Below are 19,368 nucleotides of genomic sequence, written 5' to 3'. Positions count from 1 at the left end.
CCGCGTCGTGCCGGTCGAAGCCACGGTCGCCGGAGTGCTTACCCAGCGCGAAGCCGGTCCCGAAGATGACGGCGACGACGAAGACGGACCCGGCGACGATGCCCACCCATGCCGCGACCTGGTTCAGCCGGTTCTGCTTGTACGGCTGCTGCGGCGCGACGTACGCCGGCGGGGCGGGCGGCGGTGGCGGTGCGGTCGTGACGGTCTGCGCGGACACCGGTCCTGTGGTCTCGGTCGGGTGCTCTGGTGTTTCACTCATGCCCGCCATGATGGCCGCCCCCAGATAGGTCGCATCGATGATTCAGGTGTGAGGTTGCTGTGAGTTCGCCCGTCACGACATCGGCAGGTGTCCCGGCTTGAAGGGGTTCACCGCGAACTGGATGACGCGGTACGGCGTACCTCCGCGGGGCCCGGTGTTCCACTGGCTGATGAACACCCTCAACTCCTCGAGCGTGGAGCCCGGCGAGATGTAGCCGCCGTAGGGCTGCGCCAGCCGGTTGTTTTCCGGCGGCCCTAGGTGTTCGACGGGATCCGGCCATTCCGTGGCGAAGACGACCGTCGTCACCGGCGCGGCGCCTAGGACCGTGGGACTGTCTGCGACGCGGACTTCCATGTTGCCGGTGCTGGCGTTGAAGTACGACAGCACGGTCTTGCCGTCGATCTGCCTGACGCACATCTCACCGATCTTGTCCGGCCACAACGGCGTCGGTGGCTTGTTCCAGCCGCCATCAGGGCCGGGCGCCGACGACCAGCCCTGCCAGCTGTCCCGGTCGGCGAAGGTCTCAGGCTTGGCCCGGTACAGCACCATCGGCCCGCTGCGGTCGAAGTTGTTGGCGGTGATGTACACCCACCCGGTCGGTGAGTCCGCCGTGGGAATCGGATCGTAATAGCCGCTGATCTGCGACTGCCGGCCGTCCTGGTAGGACGCGTCACGGACCGACCCCGGCACCGTCGGCCAATTTCCTTGCGCGGGATCGGCTTTCACCAGTCTGGATGACTCGACGATCAGGTCTCGGGTGGTCGTGACCAGCATGTAGTTTTCCCGATTGATCTGCACGACGCCGGTGGGCAGCTGGGAGGTTCCCTGCGGAGGGCGGTCGGCCAGCAGTGGCTTGTCGACACCCATCACGCCGTCATAGCGGACTCCGGTCGGGTCGTCGATCGAGTCGGTCTCGACATGCAGCGCGACCGGTGACCACCAGCCGCCGAACCCGACACCCTGGCCCGCGAAACTGTCACCGCATATCTGCAGAATGCCGCTCGGGAACTCCATGAACTCGCATAGGTCGGTGGCTCCGATGCCGTAATCCCTTGTCGGCGTGCCTGTTCCGGCCGTCGGGCCGATCCGGATTACCTGACCGGGCGCCAGCGGCGGCAGGACCGGATCGGGAATGGGCGCAGCCGGTTCAGCGTGAGCCGGAGGGACGTGCAGCAGCGCCATACCGAGCAGCGCCGTCGCGATCAACGCCGAAACTGTATTCCGGCAGGCCCGTACTCGCACTTTCTCTGCCGGAATGCAGTTTCGGCGCAAGGGAGTTAGAGCTCGGCGGCCAGCAACTCGGCGATCTGAATGGTGTTCAGCGCCGCACCTTTTCGTAGGTTGTCACCGGATACGAACAACGCGAGACCGCGCCCGTCCGGTGCGCCAGGATCCTGGCGGACCCGGCCGACGAGGGATTCATCGGCGCCGGCGGCGGCCAGCGGCGTCGGCACGTCGACCAGCTTCACCCCAGGTGCGCCTGCCAAGATCTCGCGCGCCCGCTCAACTGACAGCGGCCTGGCGAACTCGACGTTGATCGACAGCGAATGGCCCGTGTACACGGGTACCCGCACACACGTCCCACTCACCAAAAGGTCTGGGATCCCGAGGATTTTGCGGCTCTCGTTGCGCAGCTTCTGATCCTCGTCGGTCTCACCGGAGCCGTCGTCGACCAGCGAACCGGCAAGGGCCACCACGTTGAACGCGATCGGCGCGACGTACTTCTCGGGCGGGGGAAACTCGACCGCCGATCCGTCGTGCACGAGCTGCTCGCTGTCGTCCACCACCGCGCGTACCTGGCTGAAGAGTTCGTGCACTCCGGCCAGCCCGCTTCCGGACACCGCCTGATAGGTCGACGCGATCATCCGGACCAGCCCGGCCTCGTCATGCAGCGGCTTGAGCACCGGCATCGCCGCCATGGTCGTGCAGTTCGGGTTGGCGATAATGCCTTTCGGCCGCGTCCCCGCGTCGCGCGCGAAGTTGACCTCGCTGACTACCAGCGGCACGTCGGGGTCCTTGCGCCAGGCCGACGAGTTGTCGATCACCACTGCGCCGGCTGCGGCGAACCGCGGCGCCTGCACCCTCGACATCGTCGCCCCTGCGGAGAACAGCGCAATGTCCAGCCCGGTTGGGTCGGCGGTCTCGGCGTCCTCGACCTCGATCTCCTGCCCGCGGAACGGCAGCTTCTTACCTTGCGAGCGCGCGGAGGCGAAGAACCGGACGCTGGTCGCAGGAAAGTCGCGCTCTTCCAACAACGTCCGCATCACCTGGCCGACCTGACCGGTCGCTCCGATTACACCAATCGCAACCATTAACGTCCCGTTCCCGCGTAGACCACAGCTTCCTCGTCCCCACCCAGCCCGAACGCCTCGTGCAGGGCGAGTACGGCCTTGTCCAGCTCAGTGTCCTTGATCAGCACCGAGATTCGAATCTCCGAAGTTGAGATCAGGTCGATGTTGACCCCCACGCCGGCGAGCGCTTCGCAGAACTTCGCCGTGACACCGGGATGGCTGCGCATGCCCGCGCCGATCAGCGACACCTTGCCGATGTGGTCGTCGTAGAGCACCTTGGAAAAACCGATCTCCTCCTGCAGGGAGGTCAGCTTCTCCACCGCCCCAGGTCCACTGTCCCGTGAGCAGGTAAAGGTGATGTCGGTCTTGCCGTCCTCGATCTTGGAGATGTTCTGCAGCACCATGTCGATGTTCACGTCGGCGTCGGCGACGGCGCGAAACACCTTGGCGGCGTAGCCAGGAACGTCGGGGATGCCGACGATCGTCACCTTGGCCTCGCTGCGATCGTGTGCGACTCCGGTCAGGATGGCGTCTTCCATGGGGATGTCCTCTATCGATCCGGTCACGAATGTGCCGGGTTTGTCCGAGTACGACGACCGGACGTGGATGGGAACGTTGTAGCGGCGGGCATACTCCACACAGCGCAGCATCAGTACCTTGGCACCGCATGCGGCGAGCTCGAGCATCTCCTCGAACGACACCGTGTCCATCCGGCGGGCGTTGGGCACGATGCGCGGGTCGGCGGTGAAGATGCCGTCGACGTCGGTGTAGATCTCGCACACGTCGGCACCCAAAGCCGCGGCCAGCGCCACGGCAGTGGTGTCCGAGCCGCCGCGGCCGAGCGTGGTGACGTCCTTGCTGTCCTGGCTGACGCCCTGGAAACCGGCGACCAGCACGATCAGGCCCTCGTCGAGGGCGGCCTGCAACCGGCTCGGCGTGACGTCGATGATCTTGGCGTTGCCGTGCGTGCTTGTGGTGATCACGCCGGCCTGCGAGCCGGTGAACGAGCGTGCCTGCGCGCCCAGCGAAGCGATGGCCATCGCCACCAGCGCGTTGGAGATCCGCTCGCCGGCCGTCAGCAGCATGTCCATTTCCCGCGGCGGCGGCGCCGGACACACCTGCCTGGCCAGGTCGAGCAGCTCGTCGGTGGTGTCGCCCATCGCCGAGACCACAACGACGACGTCGTTGCCCTGTTTCTTGGTTTCGACGATGCGCTCAGCGACGCGGCGAATCCGCTCGGCATCGGACACCGAGGATCCGCCGTACTTCTGCACGACGAGCGCCACTAGAGAACCTTTCGCGATGGAGTCCAACCAAGAATAAGGGTTCGGCGCATCTCATTTACTCCGCCGGTAGCGTTCGTTGACGTGGCCAGCAGCCCCGCAGGACGCCGTGGTGACCACCGTCAAGAACAGGCCTTCGTCAGCTCGTCGAGATTCTCAGAGATTCGGGCGTCCAACGCCCTCATCTCGTACGCCGCAGGCGGCGCCGGAGCGCCAGGAGCACGCGCTTCCGTTTGAGCGCGCAAAACCTGAAGGTTCGCGACGAACTCGTCGGCGAGACTGGCGACCGTGGCCGCCGTCCGGGCCAGGTCGGGCGAGTTCACCTGTTGGGCGCGTTCAGCCAACCCGTCGGCCCAGGCTTGGTACGCGGCGTCTTCGGCCGCTGTCGGGATGCCCTGCTCGTCGCCGGATTTGGATGCGACGTGCTCGGCCTGCGCGCGGTTGAAGTCCAGGAGGTCATTGACCGGTCGGCATTCCTCGGACGGCCGGTCAAACACGGTGTATTGCAATACCAGCGCCACGGCCGCGAACACCGCGACGCCGATGGCGATCCACCATCGCCGATCTAGCTTCACCGGACGAACTGTACGGACGGCCGACTATTTACGTGCGTGCAACATCCACGGCTTGTCTACGTAACAGAAACATCGGTTACTGCCAGTGATCGACCCTCGCGGGGGGTCGCACCACTGCAGGAGATGGAATGGATACAGGAACCACGGCATTCATGCTGTGTTGCATCATCGGGCTGACCCTGATGATTCCCGGGCTCGCCCTGTTCTACGGCGGCATGGTCTCGGTCAAGAGCTCCACCAACATGATGATGATGACCTTCGGCGCCGTGGCCATCGTCGGCGTGCTGTGGGTGCTCTTTGGCTTCTCGATGACCTTCGGCACCTCCTACGGCGGCTTCGTCGGTAGCTTCACCGAATTCGACGGCATGTCGAACCTCACCGAGCCGATGACCACCATCGCCGGGCTACCGATCAGCCTGTTCTCGTTGTTCCAAGCGCTTTTCGCGGCGATCACCGTCGCGCTGATCTCGGGTGCGGCTGCCGACCGGATGAAGTTCGGCGCATGGATGGTTTTCGCCGCGGTATGGGCGGTGCTGGTCTACTTCCCCGTCGCGCACTGGGTGTTCGCATTCGACGGCGTCGTGACCGAGAACTCCGTCGGCGGCTGGATCGCCAACAGCCTCAAGGCCATCGACTTCGCCGGCGGCACCGCCGTCCACATCAACGCGGGCGCCGCTGCGCTTGCCGTTGCGATCGTGCTTGGCAAGTCGCTCGGCTTCGGCCAACTGCGCAAGCCGCACAACGTCCCGCTCACGCTGCTCGGTGCGGGCCTGCTGTGGGCGGGCTGGTATGCGTTCAACGGTGGTTCCGCGCTGGCCGCAGGCAACTCGGCTGCCATCGTCATGGTCACCACGTTCGTCGCCACCTGCGCGGCAACGCTGGCCTGGCTCGCGGTCGAGAAGCTCAAGGACGGCCACGTCACCGGCGTCGGAGCCGCCTCCGGCGCGATCACCGGGCTCGTGGCCATCACCCCTGCCTGCGGTGCTGTCACCCCGGTCGGCGCCATGGGGGTCGGAGCCGCGGCGGGCGCCGTCTGCGGCCTGGCGGTCGGGCTCAAGTACCGCTTCGGCTACGACGACTCGCTCGACGTCGTCGGCGTGCACTTGGTGGGCGGCGTGATCGGCACCCTGCTGATCGGCTTCTTCGCCAGTGAGACGATGCCGAACGCCACCAACGGCCTGTTCTACGGCGGCGGCATCGATCAATTGTGGAGGCAGGCCGTCGCGGCGGGCGCCGTGATGGCGTACTCGTTCATCGTCGCCTTCATCATCGCCTTCGCGATCAAGAAGACGATCGGCATCCGCATCTCTCCCGACGAAGAGGAGACGGGCATCGACGCCAAGTTCCACAGGGACGCGGCGTACGAACTCGCGCCCGCCTAAAACGGAGGTCGGCCGGCGCGGACCACTTGGCCGCGCCGGCCGTTCGCCGTGCATGCAGTTTCATATCGTGATACTTTGATTCATCTCAAGAGACAAGGTCAATCAATGTCGCCCGATCTCGCCGCCCTGGCCGAACAGTCAGGAACCAAGTTCATCCTCGCGCTGTTCGTCGACCTGCGCGGAAAGCCGTGCGCGAAGCTCGTCCCGGTCGAGGCCGTCGACTTGCTCGCCACGGAGGGCGTCGGGTTCGCGGGCTACGCCGTCGGGGCCATCGGCCAGGAGCCGAAAGATCCGGACCTGATGGCGATTCCGGACTCGGCGTCGTTCACGCCCATTCCGTTCATCAAGGACGGGCTGGCGATCGTTCATTGCGATCCGCACGTCGAGGGCCAGCCCTGGCCGTATGCGCCGCGCGTCATCCTCAAGGCCCTCATTGCGCAGGCCACCGACGCCGGCTTCGAGCCGTGGGTCGGTGCGGAGGTCGAGTACTTCCTGTTGACGCGCAACGGCGATGGCAGCCTGGCCGTCGCGGATGCCGCCGACACCGCCGCCCAGCCCTGCTACGACGCACGCGGCGTCACGCGCATGTATGACCACCTCACCACGATCTCGACGGCGATGAACCAGCTCGGCTGGTCCAACTACGCCAACGACCACGAGGACGGCAACGGCCAGTTCGAACAGAACTTCCAATTCGCCGACGCGCTGACCACCGCGGACCGCGTGGTGACACTGCGCTATCTGCTGTCGATGATCGCGGCAGAGCGCGGCATGGTCGCCACGTTCATGCCAAAACCGTTCGCCGACAAGACCGGCAGCGGCCTGCACCTGCATCTGTCCCTGACCAGCGGCGGCAGCCCGACATTCGCCGGCGACGAGGACGAGCGCGGGCTCGGCCTGTCACCGACCGCATACTCGTTCATCGGCGGCATCCTCGACCACGCCTGCGCGCTGCAAGCCGTCATCGCACCAACGGTCAACTCCTACAAGCGAACCGGTGCGACGTCGACGGCGTCCGGCGCATCGTGGGCACCGCGGACCCCGACCTACGGTGGCAACGACCGCACCCATTACATCCGAGTCCCCGACGACCAGCGCGTCGAACTGCGCGGCGGTGACGGCTCGGCCAACCCCTACCTGGCTATCGCCGCGGCACTTGGCGCGGGCATCGACGGCATCAAGCGCAGCTCCGACCCGGGAGCCGTTGGTTCCCAAAGCCGTTCGACGCTGCCGCCGACGCTACTGCACGCGGTCGACGAGCTCGAGAGCGACGCCGTCGTCGCGGGCGTGCTCGACGCGGCCGGCGAAGGAGTCGCCGCATACTTCGCGAAGCTCAAGCGCGAGGAGTTCTTCGCTTACCACAGCGCGGTCAGCCCGTGGGAAGTCGACCAGTACCTGACCGCGTTCTGAATCTTTAACGAGAAAGGAGACAAGCCATGTGCGGGATCGTCGGACTGCACCTGCGTAATCCGGTGCTCCATCCCCGGCTGGGACAACTCCTCACCGGAATGCTGTGCGAGATGGCGAACCGCGGATCGGACTCCGCCGGCGTCGCCGTGTACGGAGACCCCACGTGGACGCCGCCCGGGCGCAGCAGCCTCTCACTTCTGGAGGTCGACGCAACCCCCGAGGAGGTGGCCTCCGCGCTGGGACCCGACGTGTCGGTCACTCGGCTCGACGAGACGTATCTGCTTACCGCTCAGGGCTCGTCGGCCTCGCTTCTGGCCGCGGCCAAGGCGGCCTACCCGCGGGCGCTGATCGCCGGGTTCGGCACCGACCTTGCCGTGTTGAAGGGCGTCGGGCATCCGCGGGCGCTGACCGACGCCTGGGGATTAGCCAACGCTGCGGGGTGGCAAGGAGTCGGCCACACCAGGATGGCGACCGAATCGGCGGTGACGCCATCAGGCTGCCACCCCTACGCCGTCGGGCCCGATCAATGCCTGGTGCACAACGGCTCGTTTGCCAACCATGCCACCATCCGCCGCGAATTGCGCGCCACCGGAGTCGAATTCGACAGCGACAACGACACCGAGGTGGGTGCCCGCTTCGTCGCGCAGAAGCTCGCCGACGGACTGGACGTCGAGACCGCGCTCAAAGAGTTGTGCGGCACATTCGACGGCTTCTACACGCTGCTGGTCTCCAATCGCGACTCGTTCGCCGTGGTGCGCGACGCGATCGCGTGCAAGCCGGCTGTGATCGCCGAGACCGACGACTGGGTTGCGATGGCCAGTGAATACCGGGCATTCGTCGGCCTGCCCGGGGTCGAGAACGCCAGGATCTGGGAACCGGAGCCGGAGGTTGTCTACGCACGGAAAAAATGACAGCCACGGTATCCTCAAGGTCTTTCGACTTGAGCTCCACATCATTGCGCGACGTGAACGCGGCACTACACGCCGCGGGCCTGGACGGCGAGCTCGTGATCGAAAACCCCTCCGGTGCACACAATGTGGCAGTCGGCGTCGACGCCCCGGTGAAGATCACCGTCGACGGCCATGTCGGCTACTACGCCGCTGGCATGAACAAGCAGGCCGAGATCGTCATAAACGGCAACGCGGGCACCGGGGTGGCCGAGAACATGATGAGCGGCAGCGTGTGGGTCAAGGGCAACGCGTCGCAGTCGGCGGGCGCCACCGCACACGGTGGCCTGCTCGTGATCGACGGCAACGCCGCCGCACGGTGCGGCATCTCGATGAAGGGCGTCGACATCGTGGTCGGGGGCAACATCGGTCATATGAGCGCGTTCATGGCGCAGGCGGGGCGGCTCGTGGTGCGCGGCGATGCCGGTGAGGCTCTTGGCGACTCGATCTACGAGACACGCATCTACGTCCGCGGCACGGTCGCATCGTTGGGTGCGGACTGCGTCGCCAAGGAGATGCAACCCGAACACCACGAAGAGCTCGAACGCCTCTTGAAGTCGGCCGGTTTCGAGGACGACGACACTTCGGCGTACACCCGCTACGGGTCCGCCCGCAGCCTCTACCACTTCGACGTCGACAACGCATCGAGTTACTGATGAGCAACTGGGCACTACGCGAGTCCGCCACCTTCGACCGGCCCACCATCGCCGCCATTCAGCGTGCCGCGGAGACGGGCATCTACGACATCCGCGGCTGGGGCGCCAAGCGTGCGCTGCCACACTTCGACGACCTGCTCTTCCTCGGCGCGTCGATGTCTCGCTATCCCCTCGAGGGATACCGCGAACGGTGTGGCACCGACGTCGTCCTCGGCGACCGCTACGCCAAACATCCGCTGCACCTTGATATTCCGGTCACTATCGCCGGTATGTCGTTTGGCGCGCTGTCAGGCCCGGCCAAGGAGGCGCTTGGCCGCGGCGCCAGCGAGGTCGGCACGTCCACCACAACCGGTGATGGAGGGATGACCGCCGAGGAGCGGGGGCAGAGCAAATACCTTGTCTACCAATATCTCCCGTCGCGCTACGGGATGAACCCCGACGACCTGCGCAAGGCGGACGCGATCGAGGTGGTCCTCGGGCAGGGCGCCAAACCCGGTGGTGGCGGCATGCTGCTCGGGCAGAAGATCTCCGAGCGCGTCGCCGGAATGCGCACGCTGCCGCAGGGCATCGACCAGCGCTCGGCCTGCAGGCATCCCGACTGGACCGGTCCCGACGACCTCACCATCAAGATCGGCGAACTACGCGAGATCACCGACTGGGAACAACCGATCTATGTCAAGGTCGGCGCCACCCGCACCTACTACGACGTGAAGCTTGCCGTGCACGCCGGGGCCGACGTCGTCGTGGTCGACGGCATGCAGGGCGGGACCGCCGCCACCCAGGACGTGTTCATCGAACACGTGGGCATTCCCACGCTCGCCGCGATACCGCAGGCCGTTGAGGCGCTGCAGGAACTCGGTGTGCACCACAAGGTTCAGCTCATCGTCTCCGGCGGCATCCGAAGCGGCGCCGACGTGGCCAAGGCGCTCGCACTGGGTGCCGACGCGGTTGCGATCGGTACCGCCGCGCTGATTGCGCTGGGCGACAATCACCCGCGCTACGCCGCCGAGTACGAGAAGCTGGGCAGCGCAGCGGGTTTCTACGACGACTTCCAGGACGGTAACGACCCGGCGGGGATCAGCACGCAAGATCCAGAGCTGGCCGCCCGGTTCGACCCGGTCGCGGGCGGTCGCCGGCTGGCCAACTACCTGCGCGTGTTGACGATGGAGGCCCAGACGATCGCAAGGGCCTGCGGCAAGGCGCACGTCGGCCACCTGGAACCCGAGGACCTCGTCGCGGTCAGCATCGAGGCCGCGGCGATGGCGAGGGTGCCGCTGGCGGGAACCGATTGGATTCCCGGCCAGTGAGCACAGCGGATGTCGTGATCGTCGGCGGAGGCATCGAAGGGGCCGCGGCGGCGTGGGCACTGTCCGCGCGCGGCGTCACCGATGTGGTTGTCGCCGAACGTAATACGGTCGGCTCGGGAATGACGGGGAAGTCCAGCGGCATCGTCCGGTGCCACTACGGCGTGAGCTCGCTAGCCGCCATGGCGACGGTCGGCCTGGAGGTCTTCGAGAAGGCCGAGGAGATCTTCGGTCACGACATCGGCTTCCGGCAGACCGGCTACGTCGTCGGTGTCGGGGTGCCCGACACGGAGTCCCTGCGCAAAAGCCTTGCCGCACAACGCACCGTCGGCGTGCAGACCGAAGAGATCGGGCCGGGCGAGGTGGCCGAGATGTGGCCGTTCGCCGACCTGGAACCGTTCGCGGCGTTCGGCTGGGAGCCGCGCGGCGGGTATGGCGACGCCTATCAGACGGCGCAGGCCTTCGCGGTCGCCGCGCGCGGCGCCGGTGTGCGGCTTCGCCAGGGCTGCGCAGTGACAGAACTGCTGGTCGACGGCGACAAGGTCACCGGAGTCCGACTGGCCGACGGGAGCGACATCTCAACCGGGACCGTCGTCGTCGCCACCGGCGTCTGGACCAACCCCTTTCTCGCGCCGTACGGGATCGACGTTCCGATCCGGGTCGTGCGCGAGCAGATCGTGATGATCAACCCCGGTGTCGAAATCGGCCCGGTGCCAGTCTTTTCCGACCTCGTCTCTCTGCAGTACATCCGCCCGGAGCTCGGCGGCGACGTGCTATTCGGCAACAGCGACCTTTCCGACGTCACGGTGGCCGACCCCGACAACTACCTCAACCGCGCCGACGACGCATTCGTCGACCTCACCGTCGACAAGGTCGGCACGCGGTTCCCCGGTTTCGCCGACGCGTCGATCAGCAGCAGCTACGCCGGCTGCTATGACGTCACACCCGACTGGAACCCGGTGATCTCGCGGACCGGGATCGACGGACTGATCGTGGCCGCCGGATTCAGCGGCCATGGTTTCAAGATCGCACCGGCCGTCGGCAGACTGGTCGCTGATCTCATCGTCGACGGGCGAAGCGCCGACCCGCGCATTCCGGAATCCGACTTCCGGTTGTCCCGGTTCGCCGAGAGCGACCCGCTCAAGAGCCCGTATCCGTATGTCGGCGCGGGCCAGATGCGATGATTCCTGATAGGAAACATGACTGACGTACCGCTGCTTCGCAACAAGTCCGGCACCGCCCGTGACCGGGATCCGCACGCCCCTGTCGAGGAACTCGAGTTGGAGGCCGCGATCGGCCGCAATGTGCGGCAGCTGCGTGCGCAGCAGGGGCTCACGGTGGCCGAAATGGCCGGGCGCGTCGGCATTTCCAAGGCGATGATGTCGAAGATCGAGAACGCGCAGACGTCGTGCAGCCTGTCCACTTTGGCATTGCTTGCCAAGGGTTTCGACGTCCCGGTCACCACGCTGTTCCGAGGCGCCGACGTCGAGCGCCCCGCGGCGTTCGTCAAGGCCGGCACGGGCGCACATATTGTGCGCAACGGCACCCGCGAGGGCCACGAGTATCAGATGCTGGGCTCGCTGCGGGGAGAACACAAACGACTCGAATGCCTGCACGTCACGCTGTCGGAGAAGAGCCAGACCTATCCGCTGTTCCAGCATCCGGGCACGGAGTTCATCTACATGCTCGAAGGCGTCATGGACTACAGCCACAGCCGATCGGTCTACCGGCTGCACCCTGGCGACTCGCTGCAGATCGACGGTGAAGGCGCGCACGGGCCGGTGGATTTGGTGGAGCTGCCGATCCGCTTCCTTTCGGTCATCGCGTTCCCCGACTCACAGGTCTAGCCATAGAGCTTCGCGGCTGCGGTCGCTACATCCACGACGACGTCGCAGTGCTCACCGCCGCCGTCGACCGCGACCGCCGGTCGGATGACGACCTCGCCGGTGCTGACGAAGTCGCCGCCGAACAGCTTGCGCTGCATCCGGCCGCCGAGGAACGCGACGGCCGTGCAGGCCATGTCGTCGACGAATATTTCGAAGCCTTCGCGGTCGCGGCGGTCACGGACTTCGGTGGTCATGTCGTACAGCTGCGGTTCCAACGACACATGGATGAGCACCACGTCGCCGTGACGCTTGAGGGAAAAGTCGCATTCGTATGGCAGCGAAGCGACGTCCCAGTCGTCGACCTCGGCCCGTAGTACGGACTGCACCTGGCAGGGATCGCGTTCGGCCAGCGCCGCGGGATAGGTGCCGACGGCATCGCGGACCGGCAGCTGAAGCGACTGGACCCGCGGCGCGAGAGCGCGCACCAGGCGCTGGGCGAAGTCACAATTGCGTTCTGCGATCAACCCCACCCGCACGAACGGCTGGTCGGCTATGCGCAGGGGTTGCGCTCCAGGCAGCAGCGACAGATTCAGCGGCACCAGGTATTCACAGGAGCCGGGGTAGCTCTCGTATATCGGCAGATCACCGGCCAGAAACGCGACGGGCTCCCCGATGTGGGCCAGGATGACCTCGATGCTGGCAAAGCGGCGCCCGGTTTCGCCAGGCACCTTGATGTCGACGTCGCATTCGTCGAACGCGAATAGCGTTCCCACAGAACCGATTTCACCGATCTTCGCCAGCGCTTCACGGGTCACCAGGCCACACGGGTCGATGCGGCGCATCGCACGCAGATAGGCCAGCGTCGCACGGTCGCCTGCGCTGACGTCCTGCCCGTAAGTGGGGACCTCACCGGCGAAGAAATATGCCGGATCGACCTCGCGGGGACCCATCGTCGCGGACCCGTCGATCCCGCGGCTGCACCCGGTGAGCGCCAGCATGATGGCCAGCAGCACCACGACCAACCGCCTGGCCTTCATGAGCTCATTGTCCGTTCATTCTGCGGTGAGGGCGACTAGGTGCGAGTAACCGACGCCCTGGGCGCAGCGTCAACGTTTTGGCCTCATCGCCAGGCTTGCTACAGTGGGCAGACCATGTCTTCGGTGCAGCGGGTGCTCCTTCTCGGCAGCCGCGACGGGGTCTGATCCAGACCGGCTTCCCGTCGCGGGTGTTTGCGATGCGCCGGTCTTGAGTCCACCCACACTCCCGGAGCGTCATCGTGACCACTTTTTCGAAGCCCTCACCAGATTCGCCCGACGCCTTCACGTCGGTACGCAGCATCAACCAACCGTCCGGCCCACCCAACCCGGGCCAGCCCGGCTGGAACACCCAACGCGGCACGTCGATGCCGATCAGCCGCTACCGCTCCTTCGCGGAAGAGGTGCCGGGCGGAAGCCCGGCGTTGGGCCCAGTGCCGGCTCCTTTTGACCGCACCTGGCCCGACCGCGTCGTCGACCGCGCACCCATGTGGTGTGCGGTGGACCTGCGTGACGGCAACCAGGCGCTGATCGACCCGATGAGCCCGGCCCGCAAGCGCCGCATGTTCGACCTGCTGGTGCGCATGGGCTACAAGGAAATCGAGGTTGGCTTTCCGTCGGCCAGCCAGACGGACTTCGACTTCGTCCGCGAAATCATCACCGACGGCGCAATTCCCGACGACGTCACCATTCAGGTGCTGACGCAGTGCCGGCCCGAGCTGATCGAGCGGACATTCGAGGCGTGCGAGGGCGCGCCGCGCGCGATCGTGCACTTCTACAACTCGACGTCGATCCTGCAGCGCCGCGTCGTGTTCCGCGCCGACCGTGAAGCCGTCAAGGCGATCGCCACCGACGCGGCCCGAAAGTGTCTGGAGGAGGCCGCCAAGTACCCGGGCACGCTGTGGCGGTACGAGTACTCTCCCGAGTCCTACACCGGCACCGAACTCGAATACGCCAAAGACGTCTGCGACGCCGTCTCCGAAGTCATCCAGCCGACGCCGCAGTTGCCGCTGATCGTCAACCTGCCTGCCACCGTCGAGATGGCCACCCCGAACGTCTACGCCGACTCGATCGAGTGGATGAGCCGCAACCTGGCCCGGCGGGACAGCATCATCTTGAGCCTGCATCCGCACAACGACCGCGGAACCGCCGTCGCCGCAGCGGAATTGGGCTACCAGGCAGGCGCGGACCGGATCGAAGGCTGCCTGTTCGGCAACGGCGAGCGCACCGGCAACGTCTGCATCGTCACGCTGGGCCTGAACCTGTTCTCCCGCGGCGTCGACCCGCAGATCGACTTCTCCAACATCGACGAGATCCGTCGCACCGTGGAGTACTGCAATCAGCTGCCGGTGCCCGAACGCCACCCGTACGGTGGCGACCTGGTCTACACCGCGTTCTCCGGCAGCCACCAGGATGCGATCAACAAGGGCCTGGACGCGATGAAGGCCCATGCGGATGACGTTGGCTCCGACGTCGACGACCTCCTGTGGCAGGTCCCCTATCTGCCGATCGATCCGAAGGACGTCGGCCGTACATATGAGGCGGTCATCCGGGTGAATTCGCAGTCCGGCAAGGGCGGCGTGGCCTACATCATGAAGGCCGACCACGGCCTGGCCCTGCCGCGACGGCTGCAAATCGAGTTCTCCCAGGCGATCCAGAAGATCACCGACGGCGAGGGCGGCGAAGTGTCCCCGAAGGAGATGTGGGACGTCTTCGCCGAGGAGTACCTGGCGCCCGTGCGGCCGCTGGAGCGCATCCGGCAGAAGGTCATCGCCTGCGAGACCGACGGCGGCACCGATGTCATCGAGGCCACGGTCAAGATCGACGGCGTCGAGACGGACATCCGCGGCTCCGGCAACGGCCCGCTCGCGGCGTTCGTCGACGCGCTCGCCGGTGTTGGCGTCCACGTTCACGTGCTGGATTACTCCGAGCACGCGATGTCGGCAGGCGAGGAAGCCCAGGCGGCTGCCTACGTCGAGGCGTCGGTGAACGGCCAGACGATCTGGGGTGTCGGCATCGCGACGTCGATCACCACCGCGTCGCTGCGGGCCGTGGTGTCTGCCGTCAATCGGGCGTCACGTTAGCCCAGGACGGGTCCCGTCATCCTCCGGCCCGTCGACCCAGGCGGGCGGCGGTAGCTTTGGATTGCGACCCATCAAATCGCTGTAGAGGGCATGCGGTGACCAACCCTCGATTCCTCTGCGCCGACGCACGACGTAGACGGCGACCAGGGTCGCGCTGCCGATCACCAGGACGGCGATCAGCGCGATCTGGGCGATTGTGAGCCACATGGTCTTTCAGGCTAGTCCAGGAAGGCGCTCAGCAGTCGGTCCACAAGACCGGCGGCATCTTGTACGCCCGGGTCGGGCGCAATGGTGAGGTTGCTGAACACAAAGCCGTTGAGCAATCTGCTGAGTTCGTCCATCCTCTCGGGCGCCGGGGTGAAGCCGGCGGCCCCGAAGATGAGCGTCGCCGACTTCACCGCGGCCGCCTGAAGCTCCTTCATCAGCGGCCTCAGTTCCTCGCGCCGGGTGCTCTCCATGAACAACTCGAAGCGTGCCAATGTCCACCGGCGCATCTGCTCATCAGGCCCGAGCATGCGAATCATCAACGCCTTCAAGGCATCGCGGGATAGCGGACCGATCGCGGCCTGCAACGCCTCGACGCGCTGCCAGTGCAGTTCCACCGTGCGGGCGGCAGTCGCCTCGAGCAGCGCCTGGCGGTTGCGGAAGTAGTTCGACGTGGTACCCGCGGGCAAGCCGGCGCGGCTGTCGACCTGCCGATGAGTCAGCCCCCCGACGCCGTCGTCACACAGGATGTCGATCGCGGTGTCGAGGATCTGGGTCCGTCGTTCCGGGTTGGGCGGCACTAGTTCTTATACCGCAGCTTCCAGAACATCGTGAGGAACACCGGGTACACGACGATCAGCAGGAAGTAGCTGAACCAGTAGCCGGCCATGTGCACGTAGAAGCTGACGTCGTGCAGCACGAACAGGACATAGAGATGCAACGGCACGCTCGCCGTGATGTAGACCAGCGACGCCGTGAGCGCGATCTTGTGCACCCGATTGACGAATCGCATCCGGCGCCAGCCGAGGATGCCCGCGATCGCGGCATAGGTCATCGGTACGAGAAGGAGGATGTCGGTTGTCTGCGTGACCGCGTACTCAAGGGTGGCCGCGTCACCGAAGTTCACCCGGTAGAGGTGCATGCAGAAGCCGACCGCGATGGTGAGCATGGCCGCCTCACGGAAGAAGTAGCCGTGCCGTCGGTAGGCGTCCAAGTAGGACTTTCGTTGTACTACGTCTGTAGTGGTTGTCATGGCAGAAAGCTACCACTACATCTGTAGTGCTAGCAAGGGTGGTTCTAGAAGAGCGCGAACTGCTCGCCGGCGATCGTGGAGTCGACGAACTCCTCGACCCCGGTTCCGCCGACGACCGCGTCGAGGTGGCGCATGAAATCGGCATCGCTGACCAGCGGAACGCCCAGCTCACCGGCCAGGTAGCCCTTTCCCTGCTCGGGATTGGGCTCATTGCAGATGACCAACGAGGTCTCGAAATCGACCATGTCGGTGTACGCCAGGCCCGCATGCACGATCCGCTCGATGAGCTCCTCGTGGGTGCGGACGACCTCGGCCGACAGCGCCACCCGCATGCCCTGCACCAGCGGCCGGCCTGCGATGAACCGGCCGGGGTTGACGTACGGACAGGGCAGCCGCGAGGCAAGCATCTTGAGCGGCCGCAGCTCTTCGTGGGTCAGCTGGCCGTTGGGCCAGTACCGCCGCGTCACAGGCCGCACCGGCAACCAGGCCTTGCGCTCCCGCGCCCGGACCAGCACCGGTTTGAGGATCTGCGCAAGCACCATGGCGTCGTCGAGGGCGTCGTGCGGCTTCATCTGCGTGATGCCCCAGTGGTGCGCCAGCGTCTCCAGCCGAAGGTTGTCGGTGCCCAGCTCGAGCCGTCGCGTCAGCTCCACCGTGCACATCACCGTGTCGATCGGCAGTTCCGCCCCGACCATTTCCGCCTCGGCGGCCAGGAACGAGTAGTCGAAGCCGACGTTGTGGGCGACGAGGGTGCGGCCGCGCAGCAGCTCCCTGAGGTCGCCGACGATGTCGCCGAAGCAGGGCTGGCCTTCGAGCATGTCGGCAGTGAGGCCGTGGACATGGGTGGGTCCGGGATCGACGCCGGGATTGAGCAGTGTGTAGAGGCTCTGTTCGACGTTGCCGTCGTCTCCGAGGGCCAGTGCCGCGATGCTGACGACGCGAGCGTGCCCAGGTCGGAAGCCCGAGGTCTCCACGTCGACGACGACCCAGCCTGGACCGGTTTCGGCTGCCGGCCGGCCCCAGATCTGGCTCATAATCCGAGGATGGCACGGTGGTCCGACATTTCCCTTCAAGGCCTGGATTGCTGACGCAGCGTGTCGGCTACCTAAAATGCCGGGGATGGTCACCACTCGAGGACGGGTCGCCCTTGCGGCCGGCGCCACTGCGCGCTGGGCGTCGCGGGTGACCGGACGCGGTGCGGGCGCGATGATCGGCGGCCTGGTGGCCCTGGCACTCGACAAGTCCCTCCTGCGTCAGCTCGGCGAAGGCCGCCGCACGGTCGTGGTGACGGGGACGAACGGCAAGTCGACGACAACCAGGATGACAGCCGCGGCGCTGGGCGCTCTGGGGTCCGTCGCCACCAACGCCGAGGGCGCGAACATGGACGCCGGGCTGGTGGCGGCTCTCGCGGGCCGGCGAGACGCGAAGGTCGCCGCGCTCGAGGTCGACGAGATGCACGTGCCTCATGTGGCCGACGCCGTCGACCCCGCGGTGGTCGTGCTGTTGAACCTGTCGCGAGACCAGCTCGACCGGGTCGGCGAGATCAACCACATCGAGCGGACTCTCCGCGGTGGCCTGGCCCGTCATCCGTCGACGGTGGTGGTGGCCAATTGCGACGACGTGCTGATGACGTCGGCGGCCTATGACAGCCCCAATGTGGTGTGGGTTGCGGCGGGCGGCGGCTGGGCGAACGATTCGGTGAGCTGTCCGCGCTCCGGCGAGATCATCGTGCGGGACCGAGCGCATTGGTATTCGACCGGAACGGATTTCAAGCGGCCCAGCCCGCAGTGGTGGTTCGACGACTCGAATATCTATGGGCCCGAAGGGCTTTCGCTACCTATGAAACTGGCGCTACCGGGAGCGGTGAACCGCGGCAATGCCACTCAGGCGGTGGCCGCGGCGGTGACGTTGGGGGCGGATCCCGCTGCCGCGGTCGCGGCGGTCTCGGGTGTCGACGAGGTCGCGGGCCGGTACAGCACCGTGCAACTCGGCGCGCACACCGTCCGGATGCTGCTGGCCAAGAATCCAGCCGGCTGGCAGGAGGCGCTGTCGATGGTGGACACCGACGCGGGATCGGTGGTGATCGCCGTCAACGGGCAGGTCCCCGACGGCGAGGACCTGTCGTGGCTGTGGGACGTCAACTTCGAGCACTTTGTGAAACACTCCCGAGCGCACCCGGTGGTCGCCGCCGGTGAGCGAGGTACCGACCTGGCCGTACGCCTTGGCTACGCAAGTGTCGAGCACACCTTGGTGCACAACCCCGTCGCGGCCATCACGTCGTGCCCGCCGGGGCATGTCGAGGTGGTCGCCAACTACACCGCCTTCCTGCAACTCAATCGGGCGCTGGCGCGGGGCAAAGATGTCTGAGTCGGCGGTGCGGATCGGGCTGGTGCTGCCCGATGTGATGGGCACCTACGGCGATGGCGGCAATTCGGTGGTGCTGCGTCAGCGACTGCGACTGCGGGGCATTGACGCCGAGATCGTCGAGATCACGCTGTCGGATCCCGTGCCGTCGGAGTTGGACCTCTACACGCTCGGCGGCGCCGAGGACTTCGCGCAACGGCTGGCAACCAAGCATCTCGCACGGTATCCGGGGCTGCAGCAGGCGGCTTCCCGCGGCGCGCCGGTGCTGGCGATCTGCGCGGCAATCCAGGTGCTCGGGCACTGGTACGAGACGTCGGCGGGTGAGCGGGTCGACGGGGTTGGCCTTCTCGACGTCACAACCTCGCCGCAAGACAAGCGGACCATCGGCGAGGTGGTGTCGCAGCCATTATTACCCGGCCTGACGCAACGGCTGACCGGATTCGAAAACCACCGCGGCGGAACGGTTTTAGGGTCTGCTGCTCAACCGCTGGCCAAGGTCATCAGCGGCGCGGGTAACCGGGCTGGCGACGGTATCGACGGCGCGGTGCAGGGAAGTGTCATCGCCACCTATCTCCATGGCCCGTGCCTGGCCCGCAATCCCGAACTCGCGGACTACCTGTTGTCCCGGGTTGTCGGCGAGCTCACACCGTTGGATCTGGGCGAGGTCGCGCTGCTGCGCACGGAACGCTTGGCCGCGCCCCGCAGGGCGTGAAATC

General features: G+C 66.2%; 19 protein-coding genes and 1 pseudogene. 10 read left to right on the top strand and 10 right to left on the bottom strand.

What is annotated here, in order from left to right; all coding sequences use genetic code 11:
• From VFH65_RS04060 to VFH65_RS04040, 5 genes and pseudogenes are all read right to left on the bottom strand, one after another.
• Positions 1 to 259 (bottom strand): annotated as a pseudogene (locus VFH65_RS04060) (hypothetical protein); the annotation flags it as partial.
• Positions 260 to 331: 72 nt separating this feature from the next.
• Positions 332 to 1,441, bottom strand: a complete 1,110-nt coding sequence (locus tag VFH65_RS04055) for a DUF4185 domain-containing protein (RefSeq protein WP_353319850.1) — start codon at positions 1,439 to 1,441, stop codon at positions 332 to 334.
• Positions 1,442 to 1,536: 95 nt separating this feature from the next.
• Positions 1,537 to 2,571, bottom strand: a complete 1,035-nt coding sequence (locus VFH65_RS04050; RefSeq protein WP_353319849.1) for an aspartate-semialdehyde dehydrogenase — start codon at positions 2,569 to 2,571, stop codon at positions 1,537 to 1,539.
• Positions 2,571 to 3,836 (bottom strand): aspartate kinase, encoded by a 1,266-nt coding sequence (locus VFH65_RS04045; RefSeq protein ID WP_353319848.1) that lies wholly within the window; start codon positions 3,834 to 3,836, stop codon positions 2,571 to 2,573. The genes VFH65_RS04050 and VFH65_RS04045 overlap by 1 nt, the downstream gene beginning before the upstream one ends.
• A 119-nt stretch (positions 3,837 to 3,955) precedes the next feature.
• On the bottom strand, positions 3,956 to 4,408 hold the full coding sequence (locus tag VFH65_RS04040; protein ID WP_353319847.1) for a hypothetical protein: 453 nt from the start codon (positions 4,406 to 4,408) through the stop codon (positions 3,956 to 3,958).
• 128 nt (positions 4,409 to 4,536) lie between these two features.
• Between VFH65_RS04040 and VFH65_RS04035 the strand changes: the two genes are divergently transcribed.
• The 7 genes from VFH65_RS04035 to VFH65_RS04005 all read left to right on the top strand — a co-directional run bounded on the left by VFH65_RS04035 (position 4,537) and on the right by VFH65_RS04005 (position 11,954).
• The gene (locus tag VFH65_RS04035) at positions 4,537 to 5,790 is read left to right on the top strand and encodes an ammonium transporter (protein ID WP_353319846.1); all 1,254 of its coding nucleotides are present in this window, start codon (positions 4,537 to 4,539) and stop codon (positions 5,788 to 5,790) included.
• 105 nt (positions 5,791 to 5,895) lie between these two features.
• The gene (glnT, locus tag VFH65_RS04030; RefSeq protein WP_353319845.1) at positions 5,896 to 7,200 is read left to right on the top strand and encodes a type III glutamate--ammonia ligase; all 1,305 of its coding nucleotides are present in this window, start codon (positions 5,896 to 5,898) and stop codon (positions 7,198 to 7,200) included.
• A gap of 26 nt (positions 7,201 to 7,226) precedes the next feature.
• On the top strand, positions 7,227 to 8,111 hold the full coding sequence (locus VFH65_RS04025) for a glutamine amidotransferase (protein WP_353319844.1): 885 nt from the start codon (positions 7,227 to 7,229) through the stop codon (positions 8,109 to 8,111).
• Complete coding sequence (locus VFH65_RS04020; RefSeq protein ID WP_353319843.1) at positions 8,108 to 8,803, top strand: protein glxC; 696 nt, start codon at positions 8,108 to 8,110, stop codon at positions 8,801 to 8,803. The genes VFH65_RS04025 and VFH65_RS04020 overlap by 4 nt, the downstream gene beginning before the upstream one ends.
• Positions 8,803 to 10,110 (top strand): FMN-binding glutamate synthase family protein, encoded by a 1,308-nt coding sequence (locus tag VFH65_RS04015; protein ID WP_353319842.1) that lies wholly within the window; start codon positions 8,803 to 8,805, stop codon positions 10,108 to 10,110. Before VFH65_RS04020 ends, VFH65_RS04015 begins: the two co-directional genes overlap by 1 nt.
• Entirely contained in the window at positions 10,107 to 11,291 is a 1,185-nt protein-coding gene (locus VFH65_RS04010; protein WP_353319841.1) for an NAD(P)/FAD-dependent oxidoreductase, read from the top strand. The genes VFH65_RS04015 and VFH65_RS04010 overlap by 4 nt, the downstream gene beginning before the upstream one ends.
• A 15-nt stretch (positions 11,292 to 11,306) precedes the next feature.
• Positions 11,307 to 11,954, top strand: coding sequence for a helix-turn-helix domain-containing protein (locus tag VFH65_RS04005; RefSeq protein WP_353319840.1), 648 nt, complete (start codon positions 11,307 to 11,309; stop codon positions 11,952 to 11,954).
• On the opposite strand, the gene VFH65_RS04000 is transcribed toward VFH65_RS04005, so the two are convergent.
• Entirely contained in the window at positions 11,951 to 12,970 is a 1,020-nt protein-coding gene (locus VFH65_RS04000; RefSeq protein WP_353319839.1) for a hypothetical protein, read from the bottom strand. The two genes, VFH65_RS04005 and VFH65_RS04000, sit on opposite strands and share 4 nt — an antisense overlap.
• Before the next feature lie 239 nt (positions 12,971 to 13,209).
• Here VFH65_RS04000 and leuA point away from each other — a divergent pair, with 239 nt between their 5' ends.
• The gene (leuA, locus tag VFH65_RS03995; RefSeq protein ID WP_353319838.1) at positions 13,210 to 15,051 is read left to right on the top strand and encodes a 2-isopropylmalate synthase; all 1,842 of its coding nucleotides are present in this window, start codon (positions 13,210 to 13,212) and stop codon (positions 15,049 to 15,051) included.
• Here leuA and VFH65_RS03990 read toward each other — a convergent pair.
• Genes VFH65_RS03990 through VFH65_RS03975 form a run of 4 tightly spaced genes read right to left on the bottom strand, consistent with a single transcriptional unit; the run spans position 15,043 to position 17,322 of the window.
• A complete protein-coding gene (locus VFH65_RS03990; protein WP_353319837.1) occupies positions 15,043 to 15,258 on the bottom strand; it encodes a hypothetical protein in 216 nt (71 codons plus the stop codon). The two genes, leuA and VFH65_RS03990, sit on opposite strands and share 9 nt — an antisense overlap.
• Positions 15,259 to 15,269: 11 nt before the next feature.
• Positions 15,270 to 15,836 (bottom strand): TetR/AcrR family transcriptional regulator, encoded by a 567-nt coding sequence (locus VFH65_RS03985; protein WP_353319836.1) that lies wholly within the window; start codon positions 15,834 to 15,836, stop codon positions 15,270 to 15,272.
• Positions 15,836 to 16,288, bottom strand: a complete 453-nt coding sequence (locus tag VFH65_RS03980; protein ID WP_353319835.1) for a hypothetical protein — start codon at positions 16,286 to 16,288, stop codon at positions 15,836 to 15,838. The genes VFH65_RS03985 and VFH65_RS03980 overlap by 1 nt, the downstream gene beginning before the upstream one ends.
• Positions 16,289 to 16,332: 44 nt before the next feature.
• On the bottom strand, positions 16,333 to 17,322 hold the full coding sequence (locus tag VFH65_RS03975) for a DEDDh family exonuclease (protein ID WP_353319834.1): 990 nt from the start codon (positions 17,320 to 17,322) through the stop codon (positions 16,333 to 16,335).
• A gap of 85 nt (positions 17,323 to 17,407) precedes the next feature.
• Here VFH65_RS03975 and VFH65_RS03970 point away from each other — a divergent pair, with 85 nt between their 5' ends.
• A complete protein-coding gene (locus tag VFH65_RS03970; RefSeq protein WP_353319833.1) occupies positions 17,408 to 18,655 on the top strand; it encodes a Mur ligase family protein in 1,248 nt (415 codons plus the stop codon).
• Positions 18,648 to 19,364: a type 1 glutamine amidotransferase gene (locus VFH65_RS03965; protein ID WP_353319832.1), complete on the top strand. Its 717-nt coding sequence runs from the start codon at positions 18,648 to 18,650 to the stop codon at positions 19,362 to 19,364. Before VFH65_RS03970 ends, VFH65_RS03965 begins: the two co-directional genes overlap by 8 nt.
• The last annotated feature ends 4 nt before the right edge of the window (positions 19,365 to 19,368 follow it).

Source organism: Mycobacterium sp. (assembly GCF_035697385.1).
Taxonomy (GTDB): Bacteria; Actinomycetota; Actinomycetes; order Mycobacteriales; family Mycobacteriaceae; genus Mycobacterium.
The sequence above is the reverse complement of the archived record's forward strand: the minus strand, read 5'-3'. Positions and strand labels throughout refer to the sequence as shown.

Coding starts and splice junctions, on each gene's coding strand:
- VFH65_RS04000 (WP_353319839.1), bottom strand. CDS start 12,970: ATGAAGGCCAGGCGGTTGGTCGTGGTGCTGCTGGCCATCATGCTGGCG.
- VFH65_RS04055 (WP_353319850.1), bottom strand. CDS start 1,441: ATGGCGCTGCTGCACGTCCCTCCGGCTCACGCTGAACCGGCTGCGCCC.
- VFH65_RS03970 (WP_353319833.1), top strand. CDS start 17,408: ATGGTCACCACTCGAGGACGGGTCGCCCTTGCGGCCGGCGCCACTGCG.
- VFH65_RS03980 (WP_353319835.1), bottom strand. CDS start 16,288: ATGACAACCACTACAGACGTAGTACAACGAAAGTCCTACTTGGACGCC.
- VFH65_RS03975 (WP_353319834.1), bottom strand. CDS start 17,322: ATGAGCCAGATCTGGGGCCGGCCGGCAGCCGAAACCGGTCCAGGCTGG.
- VFH65_RS04015 (WP_353319842.1), top strand. CDS start 8,803: ATGAGCAACTGGGCACTACGCGAGTCCGCCACCTTCGACCGGCCCACC.
- VFH65_RS03990 (WP_353319837.1), bottom strand. CDS start 15,258: ATGTGGCTCACAATCGCCCAGATCGCGCTGATCGCCGTCCTGGTGATC.
- glnT (WP_353319845.1), top strand. CDS start 5,896: ATGTCGCCCGATCTCGCCGCCCTGGCCGAACAGTCAGGAACCAAGTTC.
- VFH65_RS04050 (WP_353319849.1), bottom strand. CDS start 2,571: ATGGTTGCGATTGGTGTAATCGGAGCGACCGGTCAGGTCGGCCAGGTG.
- VFH65_RS04025 (WP_353319844.1), top strand. CDS start 7,227: ATGTGCGGGATCGTCGGACTGCACCTGCGTAATCCGGTGCTCCATCCC.
- VFH65_RS04035 (WP_353319846.1), top strand. CDS start 4,537: ATGGATACAGGAACCACGGCATTCATGCTGTGTTGCATCATCGGGCTG.
- VFH65_RS04020 (WP_353319843.1), top strand. CDS start 8,108: ATGACAGCCACGGTATCCTCAAGGTCTTTCGACTTGAGCTCCACATCA.
- VFH65_RS03965 (WP_353319832.1), top strand. CDS start 18,648: ATGTCTGAGTCGGCGGTGCGGATCGGGCTGGTGCTGCCCGATGTGATG.
- VFH65_RS04005 (WP_353319840.1), top strand. CDS start 11,307: ATGACTGACGTACCGCTGCTTCGCAACAAGTCCGGCACCGCCCGTGAC.